We start from the raw sequence: 23,712 nt of genomic DNA, 5'->3' as shown, positions 1-23,712 counted from the left end.
GAGGAGTGGAAAAGGCAGGAGGGCAAAAAGACAGAGACAGGAGGGCGTTTTGCCCTCCTGTCCCGGAGCGGTCCCGGTTCCCTGGTTTCCCTGGGGCCGGGATATGTATGATTGGGTCTGGTGACTTTTTCTTATTTGTTTCTCGCTGCGTTTGCCATTCTTACGGCCATCTTGACAGCGTTTTCAAATGCGGATGTCTTTACGATATTCTTTCCTGCGATGTCGTAAGCTGTTCCGTGTCCGCATGTCACGATCGGAGGCTTGAATCCTCCTGCGATTGTAATTCCCTGATCGAATCCTCTTAACTTAAGAGCGATCTGTCCCTGATCATGATACATTGTCACAACTCCGTCGTAATCGCCGCGGAATGCCTTGATGAAAAGGATATCTGACGGGAACGGGCCGTTGGCGTCGATGCCGTTTTCTCTTGCAGCCTCAATTGCCGGTTTGATTACGTCGATCTCCTCGCGTCCGCATGTTCCGTTTTCACCTGCGTGAGGATTCAGAGCTGCTACAGCGATTCTCGGTTTTTCGATTCCCGCATTTTTCAGTGTGTAGTTGGAAAGGCGGATTGCTCTTCCGATGCTCTCGAGTGTAAGATTGTTGCTGACCTCGCTGATCGGGATGTGGCTTGTTGTTCTTGTTGTCCATACGTTTTCGCAAACGTTGATCTCACCGAACGGATCTGTGTGGTTTAACAGGTGCGCCATGTAGTGATGCTCGCTCTCATAGTGGCATCCTGCGGCTTTCATGCCTGCTTTGTTAAGCGGTGCAAAGCAGAAGCCTTCGATTTTGCCTTTCTGATACAGATCGATTCCTGTGTCAAGCATGTCCAGACATGCGGCACCGCTCTCTGTTGTCTGTGTGCCGAAAGGAACTTTCTCAGGATCAAGATTTTTGCGGTCGAGAACCGGGATTCCTTTAGACCAGTCTGCGTCGTCCACATTGTCGATCACCTGAAGTGCAACATTTCCCCCTGTGACATTAAGGGCGCGCTCAAGTACGCGAACGTCTCCGATAATAATCGGATCACACTGTTCTGTGAGGAATCCGCTTGCAGCGACTTTTGCTATGATCTCCGGTCCGACACCGGCAGCGTCACCAAGCATAATTCCAAGTACTGGTTTCGTGTTCATACTCATCTCTCCTTTTTTGTGCTTTTAATAAAAAAATATAAGCAATTGTTGTGCCAACTGCATCTGAATGACTGAAATTCGTGCTAAAATTGTGATAAGGTCAGATGGCTCTGTAAATATGATACTAAAATGATCTCGTATTGGCAAGAACGATATGAAATATGTGAAACATAATGTTTCATAAAACAAAATGAAACATTATGAAACAAAAAAAGCAACGCTTTTTAGTTGCAGTTTCAGAAGGCTGTGTTATACTGTTTCACAAGTACAGAACAACTGACAGAGCCAGTCTGCATGAACGTGACAAAAGGAGGAATCATTGCGATGAGGAATGGACTGATCCATATATACTGCGGGGACGGAAAGGGAAAGACGTCTGCGGCCATCGGGCTTGCCGTGAGAGCGGCGGGATGCGGGAGGAAAACGCTGTTTGCCCGTTTTCTCAAGAATGAAGAGTCGGGAGAACTGAAAATCCTGGATGCTGTCCCGGAGATTGAAGTACTTCATCTGAATAAATCCTACGGCTTTTTTCAGACGCTTACGGACAGAGAAAAAGAGGAAGTGAGGAGGATGTACCGGGATCTGTGGGAACAGATCTGTGGGATGACTGCGGGGGATGTTTATGATATACTTGTCATGGATGAGTTCATGGCTGCGTATAATTACGGGCTGATCGGCCGGGAGGAGGCGCTCCGTTTTCTGAAAGAGAAGCCGGAGAGACTGGAGGTTGTCCTCACCGGGCGGAATCCTTCCGATGAACTTCTGGATCTTGCGGATTATGTCTCGGAAATCCGCAAGGTGAAACATCCCTTTGACCGGGGGATTCCGGCGAGAAGAGGGATTGAATACTAGGACAAGCATGCTTCCCGGCCCGCAAGGGCCGGTTTGCAGACCAGATCCGGCATACATTTAAAAGATCAATGACCGACAGGTCATGAGGAAGTCAGGTGAGAATCCTGCACAATACCCGTTGCTGTATTGGAGGAGCGGCGTTTCATAATGTCACTGCGGTCCATAAGACTGTGGGAAGGCGAAGCGTCTGCGTTGATGCCTAAGTCAGAATATTCACTTTTAAATGGATCTGGGGATTACGGGAATATAATCAAAAGGAGAGAAAAAATGCCAAAAACAAAAAAAGAAAAGTTACTGTTGAAGGCGTCCATTGCATTCGCTGCAATGTTTGCCGTCGCACCTGTATCCAATGCGATGCACATCATGGAAGGCTACCTGCCCGCGGGTTACTGCGTGGCGTGGGGAGTCGTCTGCCTGCCGTTTCTGATTGCAGGATTTATCTCACTGAGGAACAAGACAAGAGAAAACCGGAGAAATTTAACACTGATCGCCATGTCAGGCGCGTTTATCTTCGTGATATCTTCACTGAAGATTCCGTCTGTCACGGGGAGCTGTTCACACATGACGGGAACGGGACTTGGGGCAATCCTTTTCGGCCCGGCAGCCGTCAGTGTGCTTGGAATTATCGTTCTGATTTTTCAGGCTGTGCTTTTAGCCCACGGCGGTCTGACGACGCTCGGGGCGAACACGTTTTCCATGGCGATTGCAGGGCCTCTTGTCTCTTACGGAATCTATAAACTGTGTGAAAAAACAAAAGTAAACAGAAGAGTCGGAGTCTTTCTTGCCGCATGTGCGGGCGACCTTTTTACATACTGTGTGACCAGTGTGCAGCTGGCGCTTGCTTACCCGTCCGAGGCAGGAGGCGTGGCGGCCTCCGCTGTGAAATTCCTCGGGGTGTTCGCGCCGACTCAGCTGCCTCTCGCCGTGATTGAAGGAATACTGACAGTTGTGATTGTGATCGGGATGGAGACGTACGCGGTGCCGGAACTTAGAAGTATCGGATTTTTAAGCGGAAAGAAGGAGGTATACTGAGATGTCCAAAAATACAAGAACAGTGATTCTGCTTCTCGCGGCCGCCGTGCTGATCGCCCTTATCCCTCTTTTCGCCTTAAAAGGAGCGGAGTTTGGCGGATCGGACGACGCGGGAAGCGTAATGGTGGAAGAGATACACGGGGAATATGAACCCTGGTTTACGCCTGTGCTGGAAACAGCCCTCGGAGGAGAAATTCCGGGCGAGGTGGAGAGCCTGATATTTTGCGTTCAGACCGGAATCGGCGTGGGCGTGATCGCATTCTTTATGGGAAGATTTGTGGAGAGAAAAAAGTGGATGAAACTGACCGGAAAAGAGGCGGAGGAAGGAGCGCCGGATGCTGTCCATTGACAAACTGTGCTGCCAGTCCGCTCTGCGTTATGCAAATGCTGCGGAGAAGTTCGTGTATGCCGTACTGACTCTGTGCATCTGCGTTGCAGGGCGTTCGTGGACGGCAGCGGTGTTTGCGTTTGCGGCAAACGGTGTTCTGACGGTATGGAAGGGGAAAATTCCCCTTCTGCGCTATCTCAGGCTGCTCCTTGTTCCGGCAGTGTTTCTTATCGTCGGGACGGCGGCGGTCATTGTGAATCTGTCCCGAAACCCGATGGATGCGTTCGCCCTCTCCGTGGGAGAATGGTATCTCACCGGAAGCAGGGCGTCCATCCTCTGGGGGCTGAATCTGTGCGCCACTGCATTTGCCTCCGTGTCATGCCTTTACTTTCTGTCGCTGAACACGACGATGACGGATATACTCGGGGTGCTTCGCAGGATGCATCTGCCGTCTCTTCTGATCGAATTGATGATGCTGATCTACCGTTTTCTCTTTATACTGCTTGAGACGGCGTCTGCGATTATGACTGCCCAGGAGTCAAGGCTGGGAAACCGGAACTTTGCCGTAAGAGTGCGGTCATTCGGCGGCATGGCGTCCGCACTGTTTATCCGGGCCATGAAACGGGCGAATGCACTCTATGATGCGATGGAGTCGCGCTGTTATGACGGAGAGCTGCGCGTGCTTGCAGAGGAACATCCGGCGAGAAAGCGGGAGATTGCGGGAATCGCCGCCTTTGAAACCATACTGATCGCTCTGACCCTGCTGACATGAGTAGATGATTTTCAGAAGATGGAGTATAATAGATGAATCAGGGAAAAAAGCCTGCCGTGGAGCTTGCCGGTCTTTCCTACACGTACGAGGGCAGCGGGATAAAAGCTCTGGACGGCGTAAATCTTAAAATTGAAAAAGGAAATAAAGTGGCTTTCATGGGTGACAACGGCTCCGGAAAGTCCACGCTTTTCCTCTGCCTGAACGGGATACACAGGCCGGATTCCGGGGAAATATCTATCGGCGGAGAAAAGATCACCTACACGAGAAAAGGCCTGCTCGACGTGAGAAAAAAGGTGGGGATTGTCTTTCAGGAGCCGGACAGCCAGCTCTTTCTGGCAAGCGTATATCAGGAGATCTCATTTGGAATTATGAATCTGGGTGTGGAGGAACAGACCGCCCGCCGGGAGGTGGAGCGGGTGATGGAGGAGCTGGATATCACGCCGTTTCGGGACCGGCCGGCCCATGCTTTGAGCGGAGGGCAGAAAAAACAGGTGGCTATCGCGGACATTCTCGTGATGCATCCGGAGGTGATGATTCTCGATGAGCCTGCCGCGGCGCTGGATGTAACTCACACGGAAAAGGTGCACCGGATTGTGGAAGATCTGACAAAGAGAAGAATCACTGTGCTTATGGCGACCCACGATATCGACTATGCATACCGGTGGGCGGATCAGATTGTTCTCATGAAAAACGGGCGTATTCTGAAAGAGGGGACGCCGGAGGAAGTGTGTTCGGATGAAGCGCTTCTGAAAGCCGCGGGGCTTGTCAGGCCTGCCGTGCTCAGACTTTACGAAAAGATGGCGGAAAAAGGATTCATTGAGCTCCGGGAGAAACCGCCGAAAAGCATCGAAGAGCTGGAAGCTCTTATAGCGAGAGGATGACAGAAAGCGGCTGACAGGAAAGGGGAAGACTGCGGAGGCTTCTTAAACGAGCAGCGTCCGGCAGCAGGAAGGAGACGGAATGAAAAAAGGAATTCTTGTGGTGAGTTTCGGGACGAGCCACCTTGATACAATGGAGAAGACAATCGCGGTGATGGAGAAAGATATCGCGGCGAAATTCCCGGAATGTCCGGTGTACCGCGCTTTCACGAGCCGGATGATTATCCGGAAACTGAAGAGCGTGAACGGGATTGAGATCGATACCGTGGAGGAGGCTATGCGCCGGATGGCGGGGGACGGCATTGAGGACGTGATCGTCCAGCCGACGCACATCATAAACGGGATTGAAAATGACCGGATGATGGCAGACCTTATGGAAAATATGTCACTGTTCCGCAGGATCCGTGTGGGAAAACCGCTTCTTAGCAGTGTGGACGACTATAAGAAATCCATTCACGCAGTGATGGCGGAGACGCCTCTTGCAGATGGGGAGATGCTTGTGCTCATGGGACACGGAACAGACCATCATGCAAATTCCGCCTATCCGACACTGGAGTATACGTTCCATGCTCTCGGCTACAGCCAGGTGCTTGTGGGGACGGTGGAGAGTTTCCCGGAGCTCAGAAATGTGATGGCAAAACTCGCCATCACCGGAGAGAAGAAAGTCGCCCTGATGCCGTTTATGTTTGTGGCGGGAGACCACGCGAAAAACGACATGGCAGGGGAAGAAGATTCCTGGAAGAGCGAGCTGGAGGAAGAGGGCTACGAGGTTCGGGTTATCATGAAGGGGCTCGGAGAGTTTGAGGGAATCCGGAAAATACTGGAAGAGCATATCGAAGCTGCGGCTGTCTGAAACGTACAAAGAAAGCAAAAGGAGGAAGAAAACATGCTTGAAATCGGAACAAAAGCACCGGCATTTTCGCTGCCGGACCAGAACGGAGACATGCACACACTTGAGGAGTACAGAGGAAAGAAAGTTGTCCTGTATTTTTACCCGAAGGACAATACGCCGGGATGCACAAAGCAGGCGTGCGGATTCGGGGAGCTGTATCCCCAGTTCATGGAAAAAGGGGCGGTCGTGCTCGGCGTGAGCAAAGACAGCGTTGCTTCCCACAAGAAGTTTGAGGAGAAGTACGGACTTCCGTTTACCCTTCTCTCCGACACAGAACTGACATGCATTCAGGCGTACGACGTGTGGAAGGAAAAAAATATGTACGGCAGAAAGACGATGGGTGTAGTGAGAACGACGTATCTCATCGATGAAGAGGGGATTATCGTTAAGGCGTTCGGAAAAGTGAAGGCGGCGGACAATCCGGCGCAGATGCTGGGAGAACTGTAGAGAGGAGAAATGCAGAGATGGCTCCGGAGATTGGAAGGACAAGGTCCGGGCTCCGGCTCGGATACACGACGGGGAGCTGCGCTGCAGCTGCGGCGAAGGCAGCCGCGCAGATGCTTTTCTCAGAGACGGAGGTCCGGCATGTGCGGCTTATGACGCCGAAGGGGATCGAACTGTATCTCGACGTGGAGGAGACAGAGCGGACATCCGGGTATGTACAGTGTGCAGTCCGGAAATACAGCGGGGATGATCCGGATGTGACGGACGGGCTTCTGATCTTTGCCCGTGTGGAGAAAGTCTCCCCTGACGGAAATTCTCCGGCTGTTCTTCTCGACGGGGGCGCCGGCGTCGGGCGCGTGACGAGGGCGGGACTGGAACAAAAGGTGGGCCAGGCGGCCATCAACCGTGTGCCCCGCCGTATGATCAGAGAAGCGGTCAGAGAGATATGCGGGCAGTACGGATTCTGCGGCACTGTGAAAGTGACCATATTCATCCCGGACGGGGAAAAGACCGCAGAGAAGACGATGAATTCCCGGCTTGGAATCGAGGGAGGACTCTCGGTGCTCGGGACGACGGGAATTGTGGAGCCGATGAGTGAAAAGGCGCTCACAGACACGATTTACCTGGAAATGAAGATGTTAAAGGATGAGGGGAGGCGCTGCTGCTGTGCGGTTCCGGGAAACTACGGAAGCGATTTCTTAAGGGACAGACTTGGCCTGGATGCGGGGCAGGCGGTAAAGTGCAGCAACTATATCGGAGAGACCATTGACGATGCGAAATATCTGGGAATGAGCGGGCTGCTTCTGATCGGCCATATCGGGAAATTTGTCAAACTTGCGGCAGGAGTGATGAATACCCATTCCGCCCAGGCGGACTGCAGGATGGAAGTGCTCTCCGCCCACGCTGCCATGGCCGGGGCGGATACGGACACGGTGCGGCGGATTATGGAATGCATCAACACTTCCCAGGCGGTCGGCATTCTGAAAGAACGTCATCTGCTGGAGCCGGTTATGGAGACGGTGGGAGAGAGGATCGGATTTTATTTAAAACAGAGAGCCGGAAGCGGCCTGACAATCGGCGCTCTCGTATTTTCGGAGTCCGAAGGAATCCTGATCCGGGCAGCGGAGGCGGAAAAGCTGCTCCCTCTGATCCGGAAAGAGCAGAAAGATCAGAAAAAGAAGACAGAAGAAGGAGCGGGCAGAGCATGAGCGGAATATTTACGGGAGTAGGCGTAGGGCCGGGAGATCCGGAACTTATGACAATCAAGGCGGTGAACGCAATCCGGCAGTGCGCGGTGATCGCGGTTCCGGTGTCGGACGAGTCGCTGAAAGAGCCGGTGTATGAGCGCCTGACAGAGAGAGAAGAACATCCGGTGTACAGGAAATACATGGAGAAATGTGTGGCGTATCAGATCGCGGTACAGGCCTGCCCGGAGGCGCAGGAGAAGGAGAGGATCTATCTTCCGATGCCGATGATCCGGGACGGGGAACGGCTGAAAGCGCTCCATGACAGAGACGCGGAGGCTGTGTCTGCTCTTCTTGAGGAAGGGAAGGCTGTGGTCTTCCTGACACTTGGCGACCCGACCGTATACTCGACCTGCATGTATGTGCTGAAGCGGCTGAAACGGATGGAATACCGGACAGAGATTGTGCCGGGGATTCCGTCTTTCTGCGCAGCGGCGGCCCGCCTGGACATTCCCCTTGCGGAGAACCGTCAGGAGCTTCATATCCTGCCGGCTGCCTACGATGTGGAAGAGAGTCTGAAGCTCTCCGGCACAAAGGTGCTTATGAAGGCCGGCAGAAAAATCGGCGTGGTCAGAGAGCTGCTTAAGAGAAAAGAGATGGACGCTGTGATGGTGGAAAACTGCGGAATGGACGGGGAACGTATCTTCTCATCTGCGGAGGAGATTCCGGATGAGGCGGGATATTATTCCCTTCTGATTGTGAAAGAGAAAAAGAGCGGAAGAGGAGGAAATGTCAGGTGATCACATTTGTCGGAGCGGGACCGGGAGCGGAAGATCTCATTACAGTGAGAGGACAGAATCTTTTAAAGAAGGCGGATATCGTTATCTATGCCGGCTCTCTTGTGAATCCGGGACTTCTGTCGGTATGCCGGGAAGATTGCAGGATTTACAACAGTGCGAAGATGACACTGGAGGAAGTGCTGGACGTAATGGTGCAGGGAGAGGCGCAGGGAAAAGAGACTGTCCGCCTTCACACGGGAGATCCGTGCCTTTACGGGGCGATACGGGAACAGATGGACGCGCTGGAACAGCGGGAAATCGCCTATGAGGTGTGCCCCGGGGTCAGCTCGTTCTGCGGCGCGGCTTCCGCGCTTCATGCAGAGTACACGCTGCCCGGTGTCTCCCAGTCCGTTGTAATTACAAGGATGGCGGGGCGGACGCCTGTCCCGGAGCGGGAGTCGATCCGGAGCTTTGCCGCACATCAGGCCACGATGACGGTATTTTTGAGCGCCGGAATGCTTGAAAAACTCTCAGAGGAACTGATTCTGGGAGGATATGCCCCGGGCACCCCGGCAGCGGTCGTGTACAAGGCGACGTGGCCGGATGAGAAGGTGCTCCGGTGTACGGTCGGAACGCTTGCGCAGACGGCAGAAGAGGCAGGTGTGACAAAGACCGCACTGATCGTGGTGGGCCGGGTGCTGGAAGGAGAGTATGAGCGGTCGAAGCTCTACGATCCATCCTTTACCACCGGATTTCGGAAGGGGGATCGGACAGATGGGTAAAATATATGTGACAGGGCTGGGGCCTGGAGCCGCGGACCAGATGACGCAGAAAGCGCGGAAAGTGCTGGAGCACTGCCCCGTGATTGTGGGTTATACAGTGTATATCGATCTGATCCGGGAAGACTATCCGGACAAGCGATACCTGAGCACCCCCATGCGAAAAGAGACGGAGCGGTGCCGGATGGCATTTGAGCAAGCGGAAAAGGGAAATGACGTGGCCATGGTGTGCAGCGGCGACGCAGGCATTTACGGCATGGCCGGGCTGATTCTCGAGATCGGGAAGGACTATCCTAAGACAGAGGTTGAGATTGTTCCGGGAATTACGGCGGCGTCCGGCGGCGCAGCGGTGCTCGGGGCGCCGCTGATGCATGATTTTGCGGTGATCAGCCTGAGTGATCTTCTGACGCCCTGGGAGACTATCGAGCAGAGATTAAGAGCTGCCGCGGAGGCGGACTTTGTGATCTGCCTGTACAATCCGGCCAGCAGAAAGCGGGCGGATTACCTTGCGAGAGCATGCGGGATCATTTTACAATACCGCAGCCCGGATACAGTATGCGGCACGGTGAGAAATATCGGAAGAGAGGGGGAGGCATACTCGGTTCTCTCTCTGGAAGAGTTAAGAGAGACGAAAGCGGATATGTTTACGACGGTGTTTGTCGGAAACTCGAATACAAAGGAGTTAAACGGCAGGATGGTGACGCCGAGAGGATATAAAGATGTCTGAGGAAAAACAGAGAGTATCACTGATCGGAATCGGCCCGGGAGCGCCGGACATGCTTACCTGCCAGGCGAAAGAGCGGATCAGGAAGTGCGACTGCCTGATCGGGGCGCAGCGCATGACCGAGCTTGCGAAAGAGGCGGGTCTGGCAGCGGGAGTTCCGGTTTTCGTGGAATATGACGCAGGACGGATCTGCGGGTATATACAGAACAGGAAAGAATGGAAAAATATTGCGGTGCTTCTCTCCGGAGACACCGGATTTTACAGCGGAGCGAAGGCGCTGACAGAACGGCTCAGAGAAGAGGAAGCAGGGATCGAAGTTGAAGTGATGCCGGGTCTTTCCTCTGTCGCTGTTCTTGCCGCGAGGCTGAAAACCGGGTGGGAGGACGCCGCCCTTTTGAGCCTTCACGGGAAGGAGACGGATTTTATCCAGACTGTCAGCAGAAATACAAAGACGTTTCTGCTGCTCGGAGGACGGGATTCAGGAAGAGAGATGCTTGGCAGACTGAAGGAATATGGAATGGATCATGTGACGGTCTGTATCGGCAGCAGGCTTTCGTATCCGGACGAGAGAATTCTGGCCGGAAAACCGGGAGAACTTAAGGAGTCTGACGCGGAGGGGCTCTGTGCGGCGATGATATGGAACCCGGCGCCTGAGAAATGGGCCGCCCCCCACCTTCCTGATGATGCGTTCATCCGGGGAAATGTCCCGATGACGAAAGAAGAGGTGCGCGCGGTCAGTCTTTCACGGCTTTCGCTTACGGAAGACGCGGTGGTCTATGACATCGGCGCGGGCACCGGGTCTGTCTCTGTGGAGGCGGCGCGCTGCGGCAGCCGGATCCGTGTCTGGGCGGTGGAGAAAAATCCGGAGGCTGCGGAGCTGCTCAGGCAGAACCGAAGGAAGTTTAAAGCGGACGGAATCCGCATCGTGGAAGGAATGGCTCCGGATGTACTTCAGGAGCTGGAGCCGCCGACCCATGTGTTTATCGGCGGCAGCGCAGGAAATTTAAAAGAGATTCTAAGAACGGTACAGAAGAAGAATCCGGACGTCCGCATCGTGATCAACGCCATTTCGCTGGACACGATGGCAGAGATTATGGAAGCGGAAAAAGAGGGGCTCTTAAGAGAACCGGAGATCACCTGTGTCAGCGCGGCGAGGGCGAGAAAGCTGGGAAGCCATCATATGATGACCGCGCAGAACCCGGTGTATATTGTCTCTGCGGGAAAAGGAGTTCCGGACGGGAAAAAGGAGAGACAGGCCGATGAGTAGCCCGGGATTTATGATTGCGGCTCCTGCCAGCGGGAGCGGAAAGACAGCGGCGGCCTGCGCGCTGATGTCGGCGTTTTTAAGCCGCGGGCTTAAGGTGCGCGGGCTGAAATGCGGTCCGGATTATATTGACCCGATGTTCCATAGGGAAGTGCTGGGGGTGGAATCTCGGAATCTGGATCTTTTCTTTTCCTCCCCGGAGGAGCTTGCATATACATACCGCCGCCATGTGCAGGGGGCGGATATTGCAGTGACGGAAGGCGTTATGGGATATTATGACGGCATGTCTGTCGATACGGACCGGGGCAGTTCCTATGATGTGGCGAGGACGCTTGGCCTCCCTGTGATCCTTGTTCTCCCGTGCAGAGGGGCTGCGCTTTCCCTTGCCGCTTCGGTCAGCGGCATGTGCGGATTCCGAAAAGACAGCAATATCCGGGGGATTCTTCTAAACCGGGTATCCGGGATGCTCTATCCCCGTCTGAAGACGATGCTGGAGGAAGAGCTTAAGCGGATGGGGTATGAGATCCCGGTGCTCGGGTATCTTCCGGAAGACGGAGCTTTTGCCCTTGAAAGCCGGCATCTGGGGCTTGTGACGCCGGCGGAGATCCGGGATCTGAGAGAACAGATGGAGCGGGCGGGGGAGATTCTTTCCCGCACGGTGGATCTTGACCGGCTGCTTCAATGCGCCCGGGAAGGGAAGGCGGAGCAGACAGCACGGGCAAAGCAGTCAGTGCAGACAGCACGGGCAAAGCAGTCAGCGCAGGAGAACAGTGAGGGCCGGAGGAATGAAATCATGGTGCGCGTGGCGGTCGCGCGGGATGAGGCGTTCTGCTTTTATTATCCGGACAATCTGGAACTGCTGGAAAGATGCGGATGTGAGCCGGTGTTTTTCAGCCCCCTCAGGGATGAGAAGCTTCCGGATGGAGTCTGCGGGCTGATCTTAGGCGGCGGCTATCCGGAACTCTATGCAGAGCGGCTGTCTGAAAACGGCTCCCTGCTTGCGGATATCCGGAAAAAGGCGGACAGCGGAATGCCCTGTCTGGCAGAGTGCGGGGGATTTATGTATCTGCACGAGGAACTGGAAGACGGGGACGGAAACAGGTATCCGATGGCCGGACTGATAAAGGGGCGCGCGTATCCGGCCGGAAGACTGGTGAGATTTGGCTATATATCTGTCAGTGCCGTACAGGAGAGCGGAATGCAGGAGACACCCTGGCTCCTGCCCGGAGAGAAAATCAGGGGACACGAGTTCCACTACTGGGACAGCACAGACAGCGGAGGGGACTGTCTGGCAGTGAAGCCGGACGGCAGGAGACAGTGGAAGTGCATCCATGTTAAGAAAAATCTCTTTGCCGGATATCCTCACCTGTATCTGCCGTCTCTTCCGGCGTTTGCAGAGCGGTTCGCAGAAAGCTGCGCACAGTGGAACGAAAAAAAGGGAGGAATATGAGTTGAGCCAGGAGGAAGAATTAAGAGAGCTGATAAAACAGATAAAACCTGCCGGCCGGGAGGCGATGGAGCGGGCGAAAGAGCGCTGGAGGACGGTGGCAAAACCGCTGCACAGTCTCGGCAAGCTTGAGGACGCTGTCATTAAGATCGCGGGAATGCGCGGCAGTGCGGAGTTTTCTCTGGAGAAAAAAGGACTTGTCATCATGTGCGCGGACAACGGCGTGGTGGCGGAAGGCGTGACTCAGACCGGACAGGAAGTGACTGCCATTGTGACGGAGAATTTCACCCGCCGGGAGACAAGCGCATGTCTGATGGCCGAGAGAGCGGGGGTGGATCTCTTCCCTGTCGATATCGGAGTGGCAAGGGACGTGCCCGGTGTGACCGTGCCGGAATACAAGGTGGCATACGGGACGGAAAATATGAAAAACGGGCCCGCCATGACAAGGGAACAGGCGGCCCGGGCGGTTCTTACCGGGATCTGCATTGTCAGGAAACTCGCTGCGGAAGGGTACGGTATTCTCGCTACCGGGGAGATGGGAATCGGAAATACAACTACAAGCAGCGCGGCAGCCTCCGTGCTTCTTGACAGGGACCCGGCGGAAGTTACAGGCCGCGGAGCAGGACTTGATTCAGAGGGGCTTGCAAGAAAAATAAGCGTGATCCGGGAAGCAATCGGGAAGAACGGCCCGGCCAGAGAGGATGTGGTAGATGTGCTCTCGAAAGTAGGCGGTCTTGATATCGCCGGACTCACAGGCGTGTTCCTCGGAGGGGCGCTCTGCCGGATCCCTGTAGTGATTGACGGATTCATCTCCTCTGTGGCAGCCCTTTGCGCGGTGCGCATGGCGCCGGATACACTGGACTATATTCTTCCATCTCACCGCTCGAAAGAACCTGCAGGAGAGATGGTCCTTAAGGAGCTTGGACTCTCCCCGTATATCGACTGCGGAATGAATCTGGGAGAGGGGACCGGCGCGGTGGCGGTCATGCCGCTCCTTGAAATGGGGCTGTCCGTGTACCAGAATATGTCCACCTTTGAGGAGATCAGCGTGGAACAGTATGAAGAACTGAAATAGAGAGAAGAAAACAATGCGACGACTGTTAAATTCATTTGCAATTGCCATATCCATGTATTCTAAAATTCCGGCTCCGCGAGTGGAGTGGACGGGAGAAAATATGAAGTATGCTATGTGTTTTTTCCCGGTAATCGGCGGGGTAATCGGCATTATTCAGCTTGCTGCGGGGTGGGTGATTCTCGATGTTTTATCCGCCGGGAGTCTGTTCTTTGCCGGTGCGATGACACTGATTCCGGCAGCGGTGACGGGAGGGATTCATCTGGACGGGTACGCGGACACTGTGGATGCACTGGGCTCCTGGGGCGACCGGGAGAAGAAGCTGTCCATACTGAAAGACACCCATACAGGGGCTTTCGCGGTGATCGGGCTGTGCGTGTATTTTACCGCCAGTGCTGCGCTGTGGAGTGAGGTGTCAAAAGAGATGCTGCCGGTCATCGCCTGTACATATGTGCTGTCACGGTCTTTAAGCGGAATCTCGGTTGTGACTTTCCCTGCGGCGAGAAACAGCGGGCTTTTAAAGACGTTTCAGGACGGCGCGCACAGGGGAAGAGTCCGGGTGGTGCTGATCATATGGGTATGTGTCTGTGCGGGAATCATGCTTTCCCTGTCAGTTTTTTCTGCGGCGGGAGCTCTTCTTGCAGCAGCGCTTGTCTTTTTCTACTATTACAGGCTGTGCGGGAAAGAGTTCGGCGGGACGACAGGAGATCTGGCCGGATATTTCCTTCAGGTATGTGAGCTCGCCATGCTGGCGGGCGTGGTTCTGGCAGGTTTCCTCACCGGCATGGCATGATCGGATAGGAACCCGGAGATCCGTTCTGCGTGATGCAGGTAAGGCAGAGGCAGACGCCGGCGCATGAGCGTGGAGTACAAAAAGCGTGTTACAGAGAGGGATGGTTCGGTGAAAGTGATATTTGTCCGGCATTTAAGCACGCCGGGAAATGAAAAGAGACAGTATATCGGCAGAACGGATGAGGCGCTGTCAGAACGTGCGGTGAACGCATTTTGTGACAGCGGCAGAGGGGGCAGAGTCTATCCCGCGGCAGAACGTATCACTGCAAGCCCGATGAAGCGGTGTGTTATGACAGCGCAGCTGATCTGGCCGGGGCAGGAGATTCAGACAGAAGAGATGCTCCGGGAATGCGATTTCGGAGCATATGAGAGGAAGACGTACGAGGAACTCAAAGAAGAACCGGAATATATCCGATGGATGGAGTCCGGGGGAATGACGGCGTTTCCGGGAGGGGAATCGCAGACGGAATTCCGGGCGAGGTGCGTAAAGGGCACGATACGCTGGATTGAAAAATGGCTGGACGAGGGAGTGGAGTCGGCGGCTTTTGCCGTACACGGAGGGACGATTATGGCGGCGCTCTCTTTCCTGGCGGAAGAAATATCAGGGACAGACGGCAGCGGGCAGGCCGGGGAGAAGTTTTACCGGTGGCAGACAGAAAACGGAGGCGGATATGTGGCGGAGGTACATCCGGAGGAATGGCGCTCCGGACTCCGCCTGCTGAGAAATATCCGTCCTCTCCCGAAAATCGGCTGACAGTGAAGATATCAGTGCGGATACGGCAGAAACCCGGGGAGGAGAGAACCCCAGGGGTGGCTCCTGCGAATGTCGGTATTCACAATTTCTGTGATTTCTGGCATAATAAAAGCAGCGTCAGTGTATGAAAAGGCGTGTGGAATCAGAGGAGTACAAAGGAGAGAAAGAGAGAATGGGAACAGCGATTATATATGGAAGCAGGTACGGCTCTGCGAAGAAATATGCGGAGGCGCTGGCAGAGCGGATGAACCTTAAGGCGGAACGGTACAGCTCGGTGAAAGATCCCGGGCAGTATGATACGGTGATCTACGTGGGAGCGCTTTATTCGGAACGCGCGCTTGGGCTGGAGGAGACCGCGCAGAAGCTGGATGCAGACCGCTGCAGAAAACTCATCATCGTTACTGTCGGTATGTTTAACCCGGAGGGCGAAGGAAAGGCGGAGAAGATCAGGGAGAGTGTGGAAGGACAGCTCCCCGAAGCGCTTCGCGGCCGCGCAGAGTACATTCATCTCAGAGGGAACTTTGACTACAAGAAGCTGAGTCTGAAACACAAGCTGATGATGAGGTTCCTCGGTATGCAGCTGAGCAGAATCCCGAAGGAACTCCGCGGGGATGACGTAAGCCTGATCCTTGCGGCACGGTGGTTTGATATGAATTTCATGGATATGGACCGTCTGGATGAAGTAGTAAAGGCTGCAGGGAGGGAAATATGACCGGAGGCATTATTTTTTATCAGTCAAAATACGGCGCTGCAGAGAAATATGCAAAGTGGCTCAGTGATAAGACCGGATTCGACGCGGTTCAGACTGCAAAGGCGGTGCCGGATCAGATCAGAGATCATGAAGTAATTGTGCTCTGCGGAGGAATCTATGCGTCAGGCATTGCCGGACTGGCATTTCTGCGGAAGAATCAGAGACTGCTGAAGGGGAAAAGGACAGCTGTTTTCTGTGTGGGAGCGTCTCCCTTTGATGAGAAGGCGCTGAACGAAGTGACGGCACACAACATGAAGGAAGGCCTGAAGGAGATCCCGGTATTTTACGGAAGAGGCGCATGGGATGAGGAGGCGATGTCTTTTAAAGACCGCACCCTGTGCAGAATCCTCCAGAAGGCGGTGGCGAAGAAAGATCCGGCAGAGTATGAACCGTGGGAGAGGGCTCTGATGAGTGCTGTCGGGAAGAAATGCGACTGGACAGATCCGGAATATCTTGAACCGCTTACCAATTATGTGATGGAGAAAGATAACTGAAGCATGCAGATTACAGATCTTTGGATTCGGAACTTTAAATCAATCAGAGATATGCACATCCGGGACATTGAGAATGCCCTTATACTTGTCGGAAAGAACGATACGGGGAAGACCGCCGTTCTCGACGCCCTGCGCGCTGTGGGCGGAGACTATGAGGTGAGGGAAGCGGATTTTCAGGAAAGCTATCCCAATGTGGAGATTATGGTGACGCTGAAGATCACGGAGGATGATCTGCGTCGCTTCCACAGGTTCGGCGCGGTGAGTTCCTACCGCAGATATGAGGCATGGTACAGAGATTTTCAGAAAAAGCTGCCTTCTTATAAAGACGGAGAGCTGACCTTCGAGTATTCGGTGAACAGGGAAGGCCACGGGCGGTACGGGGATGGCGTTCAGAAGAACAACCGGTTTATCCGGCAGATTATTCCCCATATTTACTATATGGATACGCAGAGAAACCTTGAGAAGTTTCAGGCGGATATTCTGCTCATGCAGGAAGATGATCTTCTCAAACAGATGCGCGCCGGGTGCTGTATGTTTGATATGGCGAAGGAGTGCAACCACTGTTTTTCCTGCATCGGCCTGATTCAGAAAAAAACGACAGAGGAGCTGAACGCGTTTGAGGCGGCAAAGCTTCTGGAATACAAGCTGTATAATCTGAATCTGGATGAGTTTTCCCGGCGGGTCAACGAAAATTTCATCGGCAACGGCGGACGGGACCGGATTGTTTATTCCATCAATCTTGATATAGAAAATACGCTTGCAGTCCGCACGGAGATACAGCAGGCGGGAAGCGCGGCAAAACGTCCTGTCTCTGACATGGGAAAGGGAATGCGCAGCATCTATATGCTGTCACTCCTCGAGACATACGAGGAAAAGGGACGCAGAAATGCAGACCTGATCGTTGTTGAAGATCCGGAAATATTTCTCCATCCGAAACTTCAGAAGGTTTCCGGAGACATCCTCTACCGTCTCTCGCGGAAGAGCCAGGTGATCTTTTCCACCCACTCGCCGAATCTGCTCTCCAATTTTACGAGCAGACAGATCCGTCAGGTTTATCTGGATGAAGACGGCCGTCCGGCAGTAAGGGAGAAGACAGATATCAGTGCCGTGCTGGATGATCTGGGATATTCGGCAAATGATCTGATGAATGTAAACTTTGTATTCATTGTGGAGGGAAAACAGGACAAGAACCGCCTGCCTCTTCTCCTTCGGAAATATTATTCCGAGACGTTTGACAGTGAAGGCAATCTTTCGCGGATCGCGATTATTACGACAAACAGCTGTACGAACATCAAGACGTATGCCAATCTGAAATATATGAACCAGATTTACATCAAAGACAATTTCCTCATGATCCGGGACGGGGACGGGCGCGACAGTGAAGAGCTGAAAAACCAGCTGTGCAGCTATTATGCCCGGAGAGATGAGGAAGATATTGACCGGCTGCCCCGGGTGACAGAGAAAAATGTTCTGATTCTGAAATACTATTCTTTTGAGAACTATTTCCTTGATCCGAAAGTGATGGCGCAGATCAAAGTGGTGGAGTCGGAAGAGAGATTCTATGAGATCCTGTTTGAAAAATGGCAGGAGTATCTGCACCGTCTCAAAAGCGGACAGAAACTGATCCAGGTGCTTGGCCGGGACTTTGAGTCGCCGGATGACATGAGAGATCATATGGAGGAGATCAAAATCCATGTGAGGGGCCACAATCTGTACGATATCTTTTACGGCAGATACCGGGAGTGTGAGCGGGAGATACTGGAAAAGTATATTGAAGCGGCGCCGAGGGAGGATTTTCAGGATATACTGGATTCCATCGACCGGTTTCTCTATTTTGAGAGCCGGAAGAGAAAGAGGGGGTGATCCGTTATGCAAAAGTACGGAATCATGAGGGTATTCGCCAATTCAGCCCAGTCGGACTGGAGCGGGACAGACGCGTACGGTGTCGTCTCGGGAGACGGCGATTGCCCTGTTGTGGTGGAAAACGAAAAACTGACTTTTGACATTTCGGAATTTCCTCAAATGTACTATTCAAGTCTGGATGAATATCTTGCGTATCCGGGAAGAGTGAATGCCGAGTACACGTTTTACAATCCGTCGGACGATACGGTGCGCGCGGTGCTTATGTTTCCTTTCGGACAATCTCCGGATTATGGATATACCTATGACGACGCGGCAGAGACTGCATACCCGGCGGCGGACGCGGAGAATCTGGAGATTACGGTGAACGGGGCTCCGATCGAAAAGAAGCTTCGCCTTACGTGGGCCGGAGGCGGGGAGTTTGATCTGGAAAAGGGGCTTGAGAGACTCCGCGCAGAGACGGACGGAGATTCCTTTTATTCCCCGGATCTTCCGGTTGTGCGGTACACGTATAAGATCAGCGGCATTGACGAAGAGAAGTACGATGCGGCAAGTGCGGGAGCAGTGATCCGGGGTGACGGAACCCGGACAAAGCTCTTTTTTGAAAACATGTCGGGTTATGCCCGGAAAGAGGACGGGGCGGAGATCAGCGCATGGGCGCAGAACGGTGAGACGCTCTCAGTCTATGTTCTGGGGGAAGAGCCCGGGGAAATGCCGGAATGGTACTTCTGCAGCGACGGGTCCATGGAGGAGCGCATTGACGGGGAGGCGCTCCTTACAGGGACGGAACAGCTTACAATGGAAGAGTTTGTCCGTATGATCTGCCCTTCACCGGATCCAGCATATGAGACGGATCTTTACCATGCGGTGACGGAGGCTCTGACTGTATATGAGCAGGACTGCGGCGTGATTATGAGCGACTTTTTCAGCAGCAGCCGGTATCTAATGGACTCCCTGATGCGCTGGTATGAGTATGAGATTACCCTGGGGCCGGGAGAGCGGATTGTGAACCGGGTGGAGGCTCCGGTATATCCCGCTGTGCAGGATGCGGATCAGACGCCCGAATATACCTACACTTACCTTCTCTCACCGGCCCAGACGTGGAACGGGTTCGGGACACTTGAGATATCGGTGAACACGCCGTATTTTATGACGGAGAGCAATATGGGAGAGGGAGAGACCAGGCAGGAAGGATATACATTTTCGTTTGATTCCCTTCCGGAAGGAGAGTTTGTATTTACGCTGAGTGAGTCAGAGCAGGCAGCCGGGGAGGACGGTTTCCTTTCGCATGTTTTGGAAGATCAGATATTTCCGGGGGCAGTGAGCGTACTCCTGGGGGCTGCGGCGATCACTGCTGTGATTCTTGCTATATCACACAGACAGAAAGGAAAAAGAAGATAAAGAAATATGAAAGTGACGGTTCTGATCGATAATATCGGAAATGAGAGGCTTCCGCGCAGGACGGGAACCCCTCCCCTGTACAGCGAGTGGGGGCTCAGTTTCTACATTGAATATGGAGAGCGGAAGGTTCTGCTGGATGCGGGAGGCTCCGGTCATTTTGCAGACAATGCGGATGAACTCGGCACTTCCCTTGCAGAGGTGGACGCCGCGGTTCTCTCCCACGCACATTACGATCATGCGGACGGGATGGAGACATTTTTTGAGCGGAACCGGACGGCGAAACTATACCTCAGGGAAGCGTGCGGGGAAAACTGCTGCCGGATCAGCGACAGCAAAACGTCCGGGGAACGGATGAAATATATCGGGATCAGAAAAGGATTTTTCGACCGGTACGGAGAACGGATCATCCGTGTTTCAGGGGATTATACGATCAGTGAAGGGATACGGCTCCTTCCCCATACTACGCCGGGACTCGCTCAGGCGGGAGCGCGGGAGAAGATGTATATAAGAGAAGGAAACAGGTGGGTTACTGACTGCTTCGCCCATGAGCAGAGCCTCGTATTTGAGACCGCGGAGGGGCCTGTCGTGTTCAACAGCTGCTGTCACGCCGGAGCGGACAACGTTATCCGGGAGGTGCAGGCGGCATATCCGGGACAGACGGTCCGTGCGCTGATCGGCGGCTTCCACCTGTACAACAAATCTGAGAATTATATAAGGAATTTCGCCGGCGGGCTCCGGCAGACAGGGAGCACGATACTGTACACCGGTCACTGCACCGGGCAGGAGGGATATGAGATCCTTAAGGATGAACTGGGAGAACGGGTGAAGAGGCTGCGCTCCGGGATGAGATTTGAACTGTGAGAAGGCGGACAGAAACCGGGAGAGCGGACGGATGCCGTGAAATGGAGATACAGCAAAGGAGAGACAATATAATGGAACAGAGAGAAAAGGAATTATTAAACCGCAGAATCGCTGTTGTCGGGATCGGCGGAGTGGGAGGATACCTGGCGGGAATGCTGGGAAAAGTATGTCCCCACCTGACACTGGCGGCGAGAGGGGCAAGGAGAGAGGCGATTCTCAAGCACGGGCTTGTCCTTCACAGTGATTACAGCGGAGAGATCTGTGTGCATCCGGAACATGTTGTTCCGGTCAGTGAGATGGAAGAGCAGGACTGCATCTTTGTCTGTGTGAAGAACTATTCCCTGGACGAAGTGTGCCGGGAGATGGAGCATGCGGTATCTGAGAATACGGTGATCGTACCGGTGATGAACGGCGCGGATCCGGGAGACCATATCCGAAGCCTCATCGGAAAAGGGACTGTTGTGGATTCTCTGATCTATATCGTTGCATTTGCGAACGAGGACTTTTCCATCACCCAGCAGGGCGATTTCGCGAATTTGAGAATCGGGATTCAGAATGCGGACGAGAAGCAGCGGGCAAAGATTTCGGAAGTGTCGGCGATTCTCTCCGGGGCGGGGATCGATCATAAGACTGCGGATGACATTCAGCGGGAGATATGGAGAAAATATATCCTGAACTGTGCCTACAATGTTGCCAGTGCATACTACGACAACACGATCGGGCAGCTTCGCAGCGATCCGGTGAAAGCGAGGGAATACGAAGCTCTTCTGGGGGAAGCATATCTGGTCGCAAGGGAAAAGGGAGTAAAAGTCACGCAGGAACATCTCGACGCGATGATACACCGGTTTTACTATGAACTGGCAGAGGACGCCACAAGCTCTCTTCAGAGGGACGTCCGGGAAGGAAAGCAGGCGGAGCTTGATACGTTCAGCGGGTATATTGTCCGGGAGGGCAGAAAATACGGGGTTGACATGCCTGTGTCCGAGAAAATGTATGAAGGGCTGAAGAAAAAATGTCAGAAATAACGCAGCTCGCACAGCTCTCTCTGGCGGCCTGTGCAGCGGGCTTTCTTCTTGATTTCTTTTTCGGAGATCCGGCATGGCTGTACCATCCGGTACGGATCATCGGGAATCTGACCGCGTTTCTCGAAAGGCATCTGCGCAGAGGTACAGGAGAAGGAAAAAGCGCCGCGCGGATGCAGATTCTTGCAGGCGGAATCCTGTGGATTCTGACAGTTCTGCTCTCATTCTCTGTTCCGGCGCTGGTTCTTCTGGCTGCGTACCGGATCCATCCGGCGGTGTATTTTCTGACAGAGACCTTCTGGTGCTTCCAGATCGTCGCGGCGAGAAGTCTTCTGTCCGAGAGCATGAAAGTGTATGAAAAACTGAAAGAGAACGACTTAGACGGGGCGAGAAAGGCCGTGTCCATGATCGTCGGGCGGGACACGGAGAACCTGACCGCGGAGGGCGTGACAAAGGCGGCTGTGGAGACTGTGGCGGAGAATACGTCCGACGGGGTGACAGCCCCGCTTCTCTTTCTTTTAATCGGGGGCGCCCCGCTTGGATTTCTGTACAAGGCGGTCAATACGATGGACTCCATGCTTGGCTACCGGAATGAAAAATATGAGTATTTCGGCCGGATTCCGGCGAAGATGGATGATCTGTTCAACTACATCCCGTCCCGGATTACGGCTGTCTTTATGATCGCGGCGGCGTTTCTGACCGGGCAGGACGCAGAGGGCGCGGGACACATCTGGAAGAGAGACAGGAGAAAACACGCAAGCCCGAACTCGGCGCAGACGGAATCGGTCTGTGCGGGCGCGCTCGGAGTGCGGCTCGCAGGGGACGCTGTCTATTTCGGAAAGGTGCATAAGAAGGAATTTATCGGGGATGACCGGCGTCCCGTAGAGCCGGAAGACATCAGAAGAGCCGGGCGGCTGATGTATGTGACTTCAGTCCTTGTGCTCCTGTTTTTCGGGCTTGTGAAACTGCTGATCTGTGCGGCGGTATAAAGACGGTATGAAAAGGTTCAGGGAGGAACGGCATGTTGTACGGACATGGAGGAGACATTTATACATATGAAAAGGACATGCTGGATTTCTCAGTCAATGTCAATCCGATGGGGCCGTCGGAGCGCGTGATCGAAGCGGTGAAGCGAAGTGCCGCGAACATTTCGGCCTATCCGGACATCAGATGCCGGGCGCTTGGAAGGCGTCTGGCGGAACGATTGGAAGTTCCGGCGGATCATCTGGTCTTCGGAAACGGAGCCGCGGAACTGATCTATACGCTCACCCTTGCCGGGAAGCCGGAGAAAGCCCTTCTTCCGGTTCCCGCCTTCTCGGAATACGAGCAGGCTTTAAATACGGCGGGATGTACCGTGGAGTATGAAGAGACGAAGCGGGAGAACGGGTTTACGATAGACGAACATTTTCCGGATCGCTTAAGCAGGGAGACGGATATCCTGTTTCTCGCCTCACCGGCGAACCCGTCAGGAAGAGCAGCGGAAAGGGAAGTTCTTCTGAGGACGGCTGAAAGATGTGAGGAACTGGGAATCCGGTTTGTGCTGGACGAATGTTTCCTTGAATTTCTTCCGGACGGGGAAAAACGCAGTCTGATCCGCGAGACAGGCCGCTTCCGGACGCTCTTTATCCTGCGGGCGTTTACGAAGATTCACGCCATGCCGGGGCTGCGTCTCGGATACGGCGTTAGCTCGGATGAGAGACTGCTGGAGCAGATCTCTCAGGTGCGCCAGCCGTGGAGCGTGTCCGTTCCCGCCCAGGAGGCAGGACTTGCCGCGCTGGAGGATGCGGAGGCGGGACGCGTGGAGAGGACGGCCCGGATGATTGGAACAGAACGGCGGCACATGGAAGAAGAATTGCAGAAGATTGGAATTAAATTCGTTTCTTCAGACGCAAATTTCATTCTTTTTCGGAGCGATAAAGATCTGTTTCACGCTCTGGAGAGCCGCGGGATTCTCATCCGGGACTGTTCGGATTACCGGGGACTCGGGAAAGGGTGGTACCGGATCGCCGTGCGTACGGCGGAGGAGAACGAGAGGCTGATCCGGGAGATTAAAAGCATTCTGACGTTTTGAATGAAAGGTCTAATCCCCCAGCTATGCTGGGGAGAATGGAGTAAGCAGGAGCGTGTAAGATATAAATAAAAAGCCTCCTATGCTAAAATGAGAATGGTGTCGCAAGCCAAACTCAAAAATTAG

The 23,712-nt window shown here is 53.8% G+C and carries 25 protein-coding genes and 1 riboswitch; of the genes, 24 read left to right on the top strand and 1 reads right to left on the bottom strand.

Annotation, left to right across the window (positions count from 1 at the left end):
• Positions 1-131: 131 nt before the first annotated feature.
• Positions 132-1,136: a PdxA family dehydrogenase gene (locus LKD70_RS11045; protein WP_227708089.1), complete on the bottom strand. Its 1,005-nt coding sequence runs from the start codon at positions 1,134-1,136 to the stop codon at positions 132-134.
• A 324-nt stretch (positions 1,137-1,460) separates the two neighbouring features.
• Between LKD70_RS11045 and LKD70_RS11040 the strand changes: the two genes are divergently transcribed.
• The 24 genes from LKD70_RS11040 (at position 1,461) to LKD70_RS10925 (ending at position 23,589) form a co-directional block, all read left to right on the top strand.
• Positions 1,461-1,988 (top strand): cob(I)yrinic acid a,c-diamide adenosyltransferase, encoded by a 528-nt coding sequence (locus tag LKD70_RS11040; protein WP_227708088.1) that lies wholly within the window; start codon positions 1,461-1,463, stop codon positions 1,986-1,988.
• Between the two features lie 44 nt (positions 1,989-2,032).
• Positions 2,033-2,223, top strand: a riboswitch (cobalamin riboswitch).
• A gap of 32 nt (positions 2,224-2,255) precedes the next feature.
• Entirely contained in the window at positions 2,256-3,020 is a 765-nt protein-coding gene (locus LKD70_RS11035) for an energy-coupling factor ABC transporter permease (RefSeq protein ID WP_227708087.1), read from the top strand.
• Position 3,021: 1 nt separating this feature from the next.
• Positions 3,022-3,369, top strand: coding sequence for an energy-coupling factor ABC transporter substrate-binding protein (locus LKD70_RS11030; protein ID WP_227708086.1), 348 nt, complete (start codon positions 3,022-3,024; stop codon positions 3,367-3,369).
• Positions 3,356-4,120: a cobalt ECF transporter T component CbiQ gene (cbiQ, locus tag LKD70_RS11025; protein ID WP_227708085.1), complete on the top strand. Its 765-nt coding sequence runs from the start codon at positions 3,356-3,358 to the stop codon at positions 4,118-4,120. The genes LKD70_RS11030 and cbiQ overlap by 14 nt, the downstream gene beginning before the upstream one ends.
• A gap of 32 nt (positions 4,121-4,152) precedes the next feature.
• Entirely contained in the window at positions 4,153-5,001 is an 849-nt protein-coding gene (locus tag LKD70_RS11020) for an energy-coupling factor ABC transporter ATP-binding protein (RefSeq protein ID WP_227708084.1), read from the top strand.
• A gap of 79 nt (positions 5,002-5,080) precedes the next feature.
• Positions 5,081-5,851 (top strand): sirohydrochlorin cobaltochelatase, encoded by a 771-nt coding sequence (locus tag LKD70_RS11015; RefSeq protein WP_227708083.1) that lies wholly within the window; start codon positions 5,081-5,083, stop codon positions 5,849-5,851.
• A gap of 33 nt (positions 5,852-5,884) precedes the next feature.
• A complete protein-coding gene (gene bcp / locus LKD70_RS11010; protein WP_227708082.1) occupies positions 5,885-6,337 on the top strand; it encodes a thioredoxin-dependent thiol peroxidase in 453 nt (150 codons plus the stop codon).
• Between the two features lie 17 nt (positions 6,338-6,354).
• Entirely contained in the window at positions 6,355-7,542 is a 1,188-nt protein-coding gene (cbiD, locus tag LKD70_RS11005; RefSeq protein WP_227708081.1) for a cobalt-precorrin-5B (C(1))-methyltransferase CbiD, read from the top strand.
• A complete protein-coding gene (locus LKD70_RS11000) occupies positions 7,539-8,318 on the top strand; it encodes a precorrin-2 C(20)-methyltransferase (protein WP_227708080.1) in 780 nt (259 codons plus the stop codon). The genes cbiD and LKD70_RS11000 overlap by 4 nt, the downstream gene beginning before the upstream one ends.
• A complete protein-coding gene (cobM, locus tag LKD70_RS10995; RefSeq protein WP_227708079.1) occupies positions 8,315-9,079 on the top strand; it encodes a precorrin-4 C(11)-methyltransferase in 765 nt (254 codons plus the stop codon). Before LKD70_RS11000 ends, cobM begins: the two co-directional genes overlap by 4 nt.
• Positions 9,072-9,803: a precorrin-3B C(17)-methyltransferase gene (gene cobJ, locus LKD70_RS10990; protein WP_227708078.1), complete on the top strand. Its 732-nt coding sequence runs from the start codon at positions 9,072-9,074 to the stop codon at positions 9,801-9,803. The genes cobM and cobJ overlap by 8 nt, the downstream gene beginning before the upstream one ends.
• Positions 9,796-11,067, top strand: coding sequence for a precorrin-6y C5,15-methyltransferase (decarboxylating) subunit CbiE (gene cbiE / locus LKD70_RS10985; RefSeq protein WP_227708077.1), 1,272 nt, complete (start codon positions 9,796-9,798; stop codon positions 11,065-11,067). The genes cobJ and cbiE overlap by 8 nt, the downstream gene beginning before the upstream one ends.
• Positions 11,060-12,514 carry a cobyrinate a,c-diamide synthase gene (locus LKD70_RS10980; protein WP_227708076.1) on the top strand — a complete coding sequence of 485 codons (1,455 nt, stop codon included), beginning with the start codon at positions 11,060-11,062 and terminating at the stop codon, positions 12,512-12,514. The genes cbiE and LKD70_RS10980 overlap by 8 nt, the downstream gene beginning before the upstream one ends.
• Before the next feature lies 1 nt (position 12,515).
• Positions 12,516-13,586, top strand: coding sequence for a nicotinate-nucleotide--dimethylbenzimidazole phosphoribosyltransferase (gene cobT, locus LKD70_RS10975; RefSeq protein WP_227708075.1), 1,071 nt, complete (start codon positions 12,516-12,518; stop codon positions 13,584-13,586).
• Between the two features lie 13 nt (positions 13,587-13,599).
• Complete coding sequence (locus LKD70_RS10970) at positions 13,600-14,376, top strand: adenosylcobinamide-GDP ribazoletransferase (protein ID WP_227708074.1); 777 nt, start codon at positions 13,600-13,602, stop codon at positions 14,374-14,376.
• 63 nt (positions 14,377-14,439) lie between these two features.
• Positions 14,440-15,129: a histidine phosphatase family protein gene (locus LKD70_RS10965; protein ID WP_227708073.1), complete on the top strand. Its 690-nt coding sequence runs from the start codon at positions 14,440-14,442 to the stop codon at positions 15,127-15,129.
• Between the two features lie 124 nt (positions 15,130-15,253).
• The gene (locus LKD70_RS10960; RefSeq protein WP_227708072.1) at positions 15,254-15,841 is read left to right on the top strand and encodes a flavodoxin domain-containing protein; all 588 of its coding nucleotides are present in this window, start codon (positions 15,254-15,256) and stop codon (positions 15,839-15,841) included.
• Positions 15,838-16,374 carry a flavodoxin domain-containing protein gene (locus LKD70_RS10955; RefSeq protein ID WP_227708071.1) on the top strand — a complete coding sequence of 179 codons (537 nt, stop codon included), beginning with the start codon at positions 15,838-15,840 and terminating at the stop codon, positions 16,372-16,374. Before LKD70_RS10960 ends, LKD70_RS10955 begins: the two co-directional genes overlap by 4 nt.
• A gap of 3 nt (positions 16,375-16,377) precedes the next feature.
• Positions 16,378-18,237, top strand: a complete 1,860-nt coding sequence (locus LKD70_RS10950) for an ATP-dependent nuclease (protein ID WP_227708070.1) — start codon at positions 16,378-16,380, stop codon at positions 18,235-18,237.
• Between the two features lie 6 nt (positions 18,238-18,243).
• Positions 18,244-19,635: a hypothetical protein gene (locus tag LKD70_RS10945; RefSeq protein ID WP_227708069.1), complete on the top strand. Its 1,392-nt coding sequence runs from the start codon at positions 18,244-18,246 to the stop codon at positions 19,633-19,635.
• Between the two features lie 6 nt (positions 19,636-19,641).
• Positions 19,642-20,496, top strand: coding sequence for an MBL fold metallo-hydrolase (locus LKD70_RS10940; RefSeq protein ID WP_227708068.1), 855 nt, complete (start codon positions 19,642-19,644; stop codon positions 20,494-20,496).
• A gap of 71 nt (positions 20,497-20,567) precedes the next feature.
• On the top strand, positions 20,568-21,521 hold the full coding sequence (locus LKD70_RS10935; RefSeq protein WP_227708067.1) for a ketopantoate reductase family protein: 954 nt from the start codon (positions 20,568-20,570) through the stop codon (positions 21,519-21,521).
• The gene (cbiB, locus tag LKD70_RS10930; protein ID WP_227708066.1) at positions 21,509-22,507 is read left to right on the top strand and encodes an adenosylcobinamide-phosphate synthase CbiB; all 999 of its coding nucleotides are present in this window, start codon (positions 21,509-21,511) and stop codon (positions 22,505-22,507) included. Before LKD70_RS10935 ends, cbiB begins: the two co-directional genes overlap by 13 nt.
• A gap of 32 nt (positions 22,508-22,539) precedes the next feature.
• Positions 22,540-23,589 carry a pyridoxal phosphate-dependent aminotransferase gene (locus LKD70_RS10925; protein WP_227708065.1) on the top strand — a complete coding sequence of 350 codons (1,050 nt, stop codon included), beginning with the start codon at positions 22,540-22,542 and terminating at the stop codon, positions 23,587-23,589.
• Positions 23,590-23,712: the final 123 nt, after the last annotated feature.

Origin of the sequence: Ruminococcus turbiniformis (genome assembly GCF_020687545.1) — a bacterium.
Lineage (GTDB): Bacteria > Bacillota > Clostridia > Lachnospirales > Lachnospiraceae > Mediterraneibacter > Mediterraneibacter turbiniformis.
Note: the sequence above shows the minus strand (reverse complement) of the source record. Positions and strands in the feature narration are given on the sequence as shown.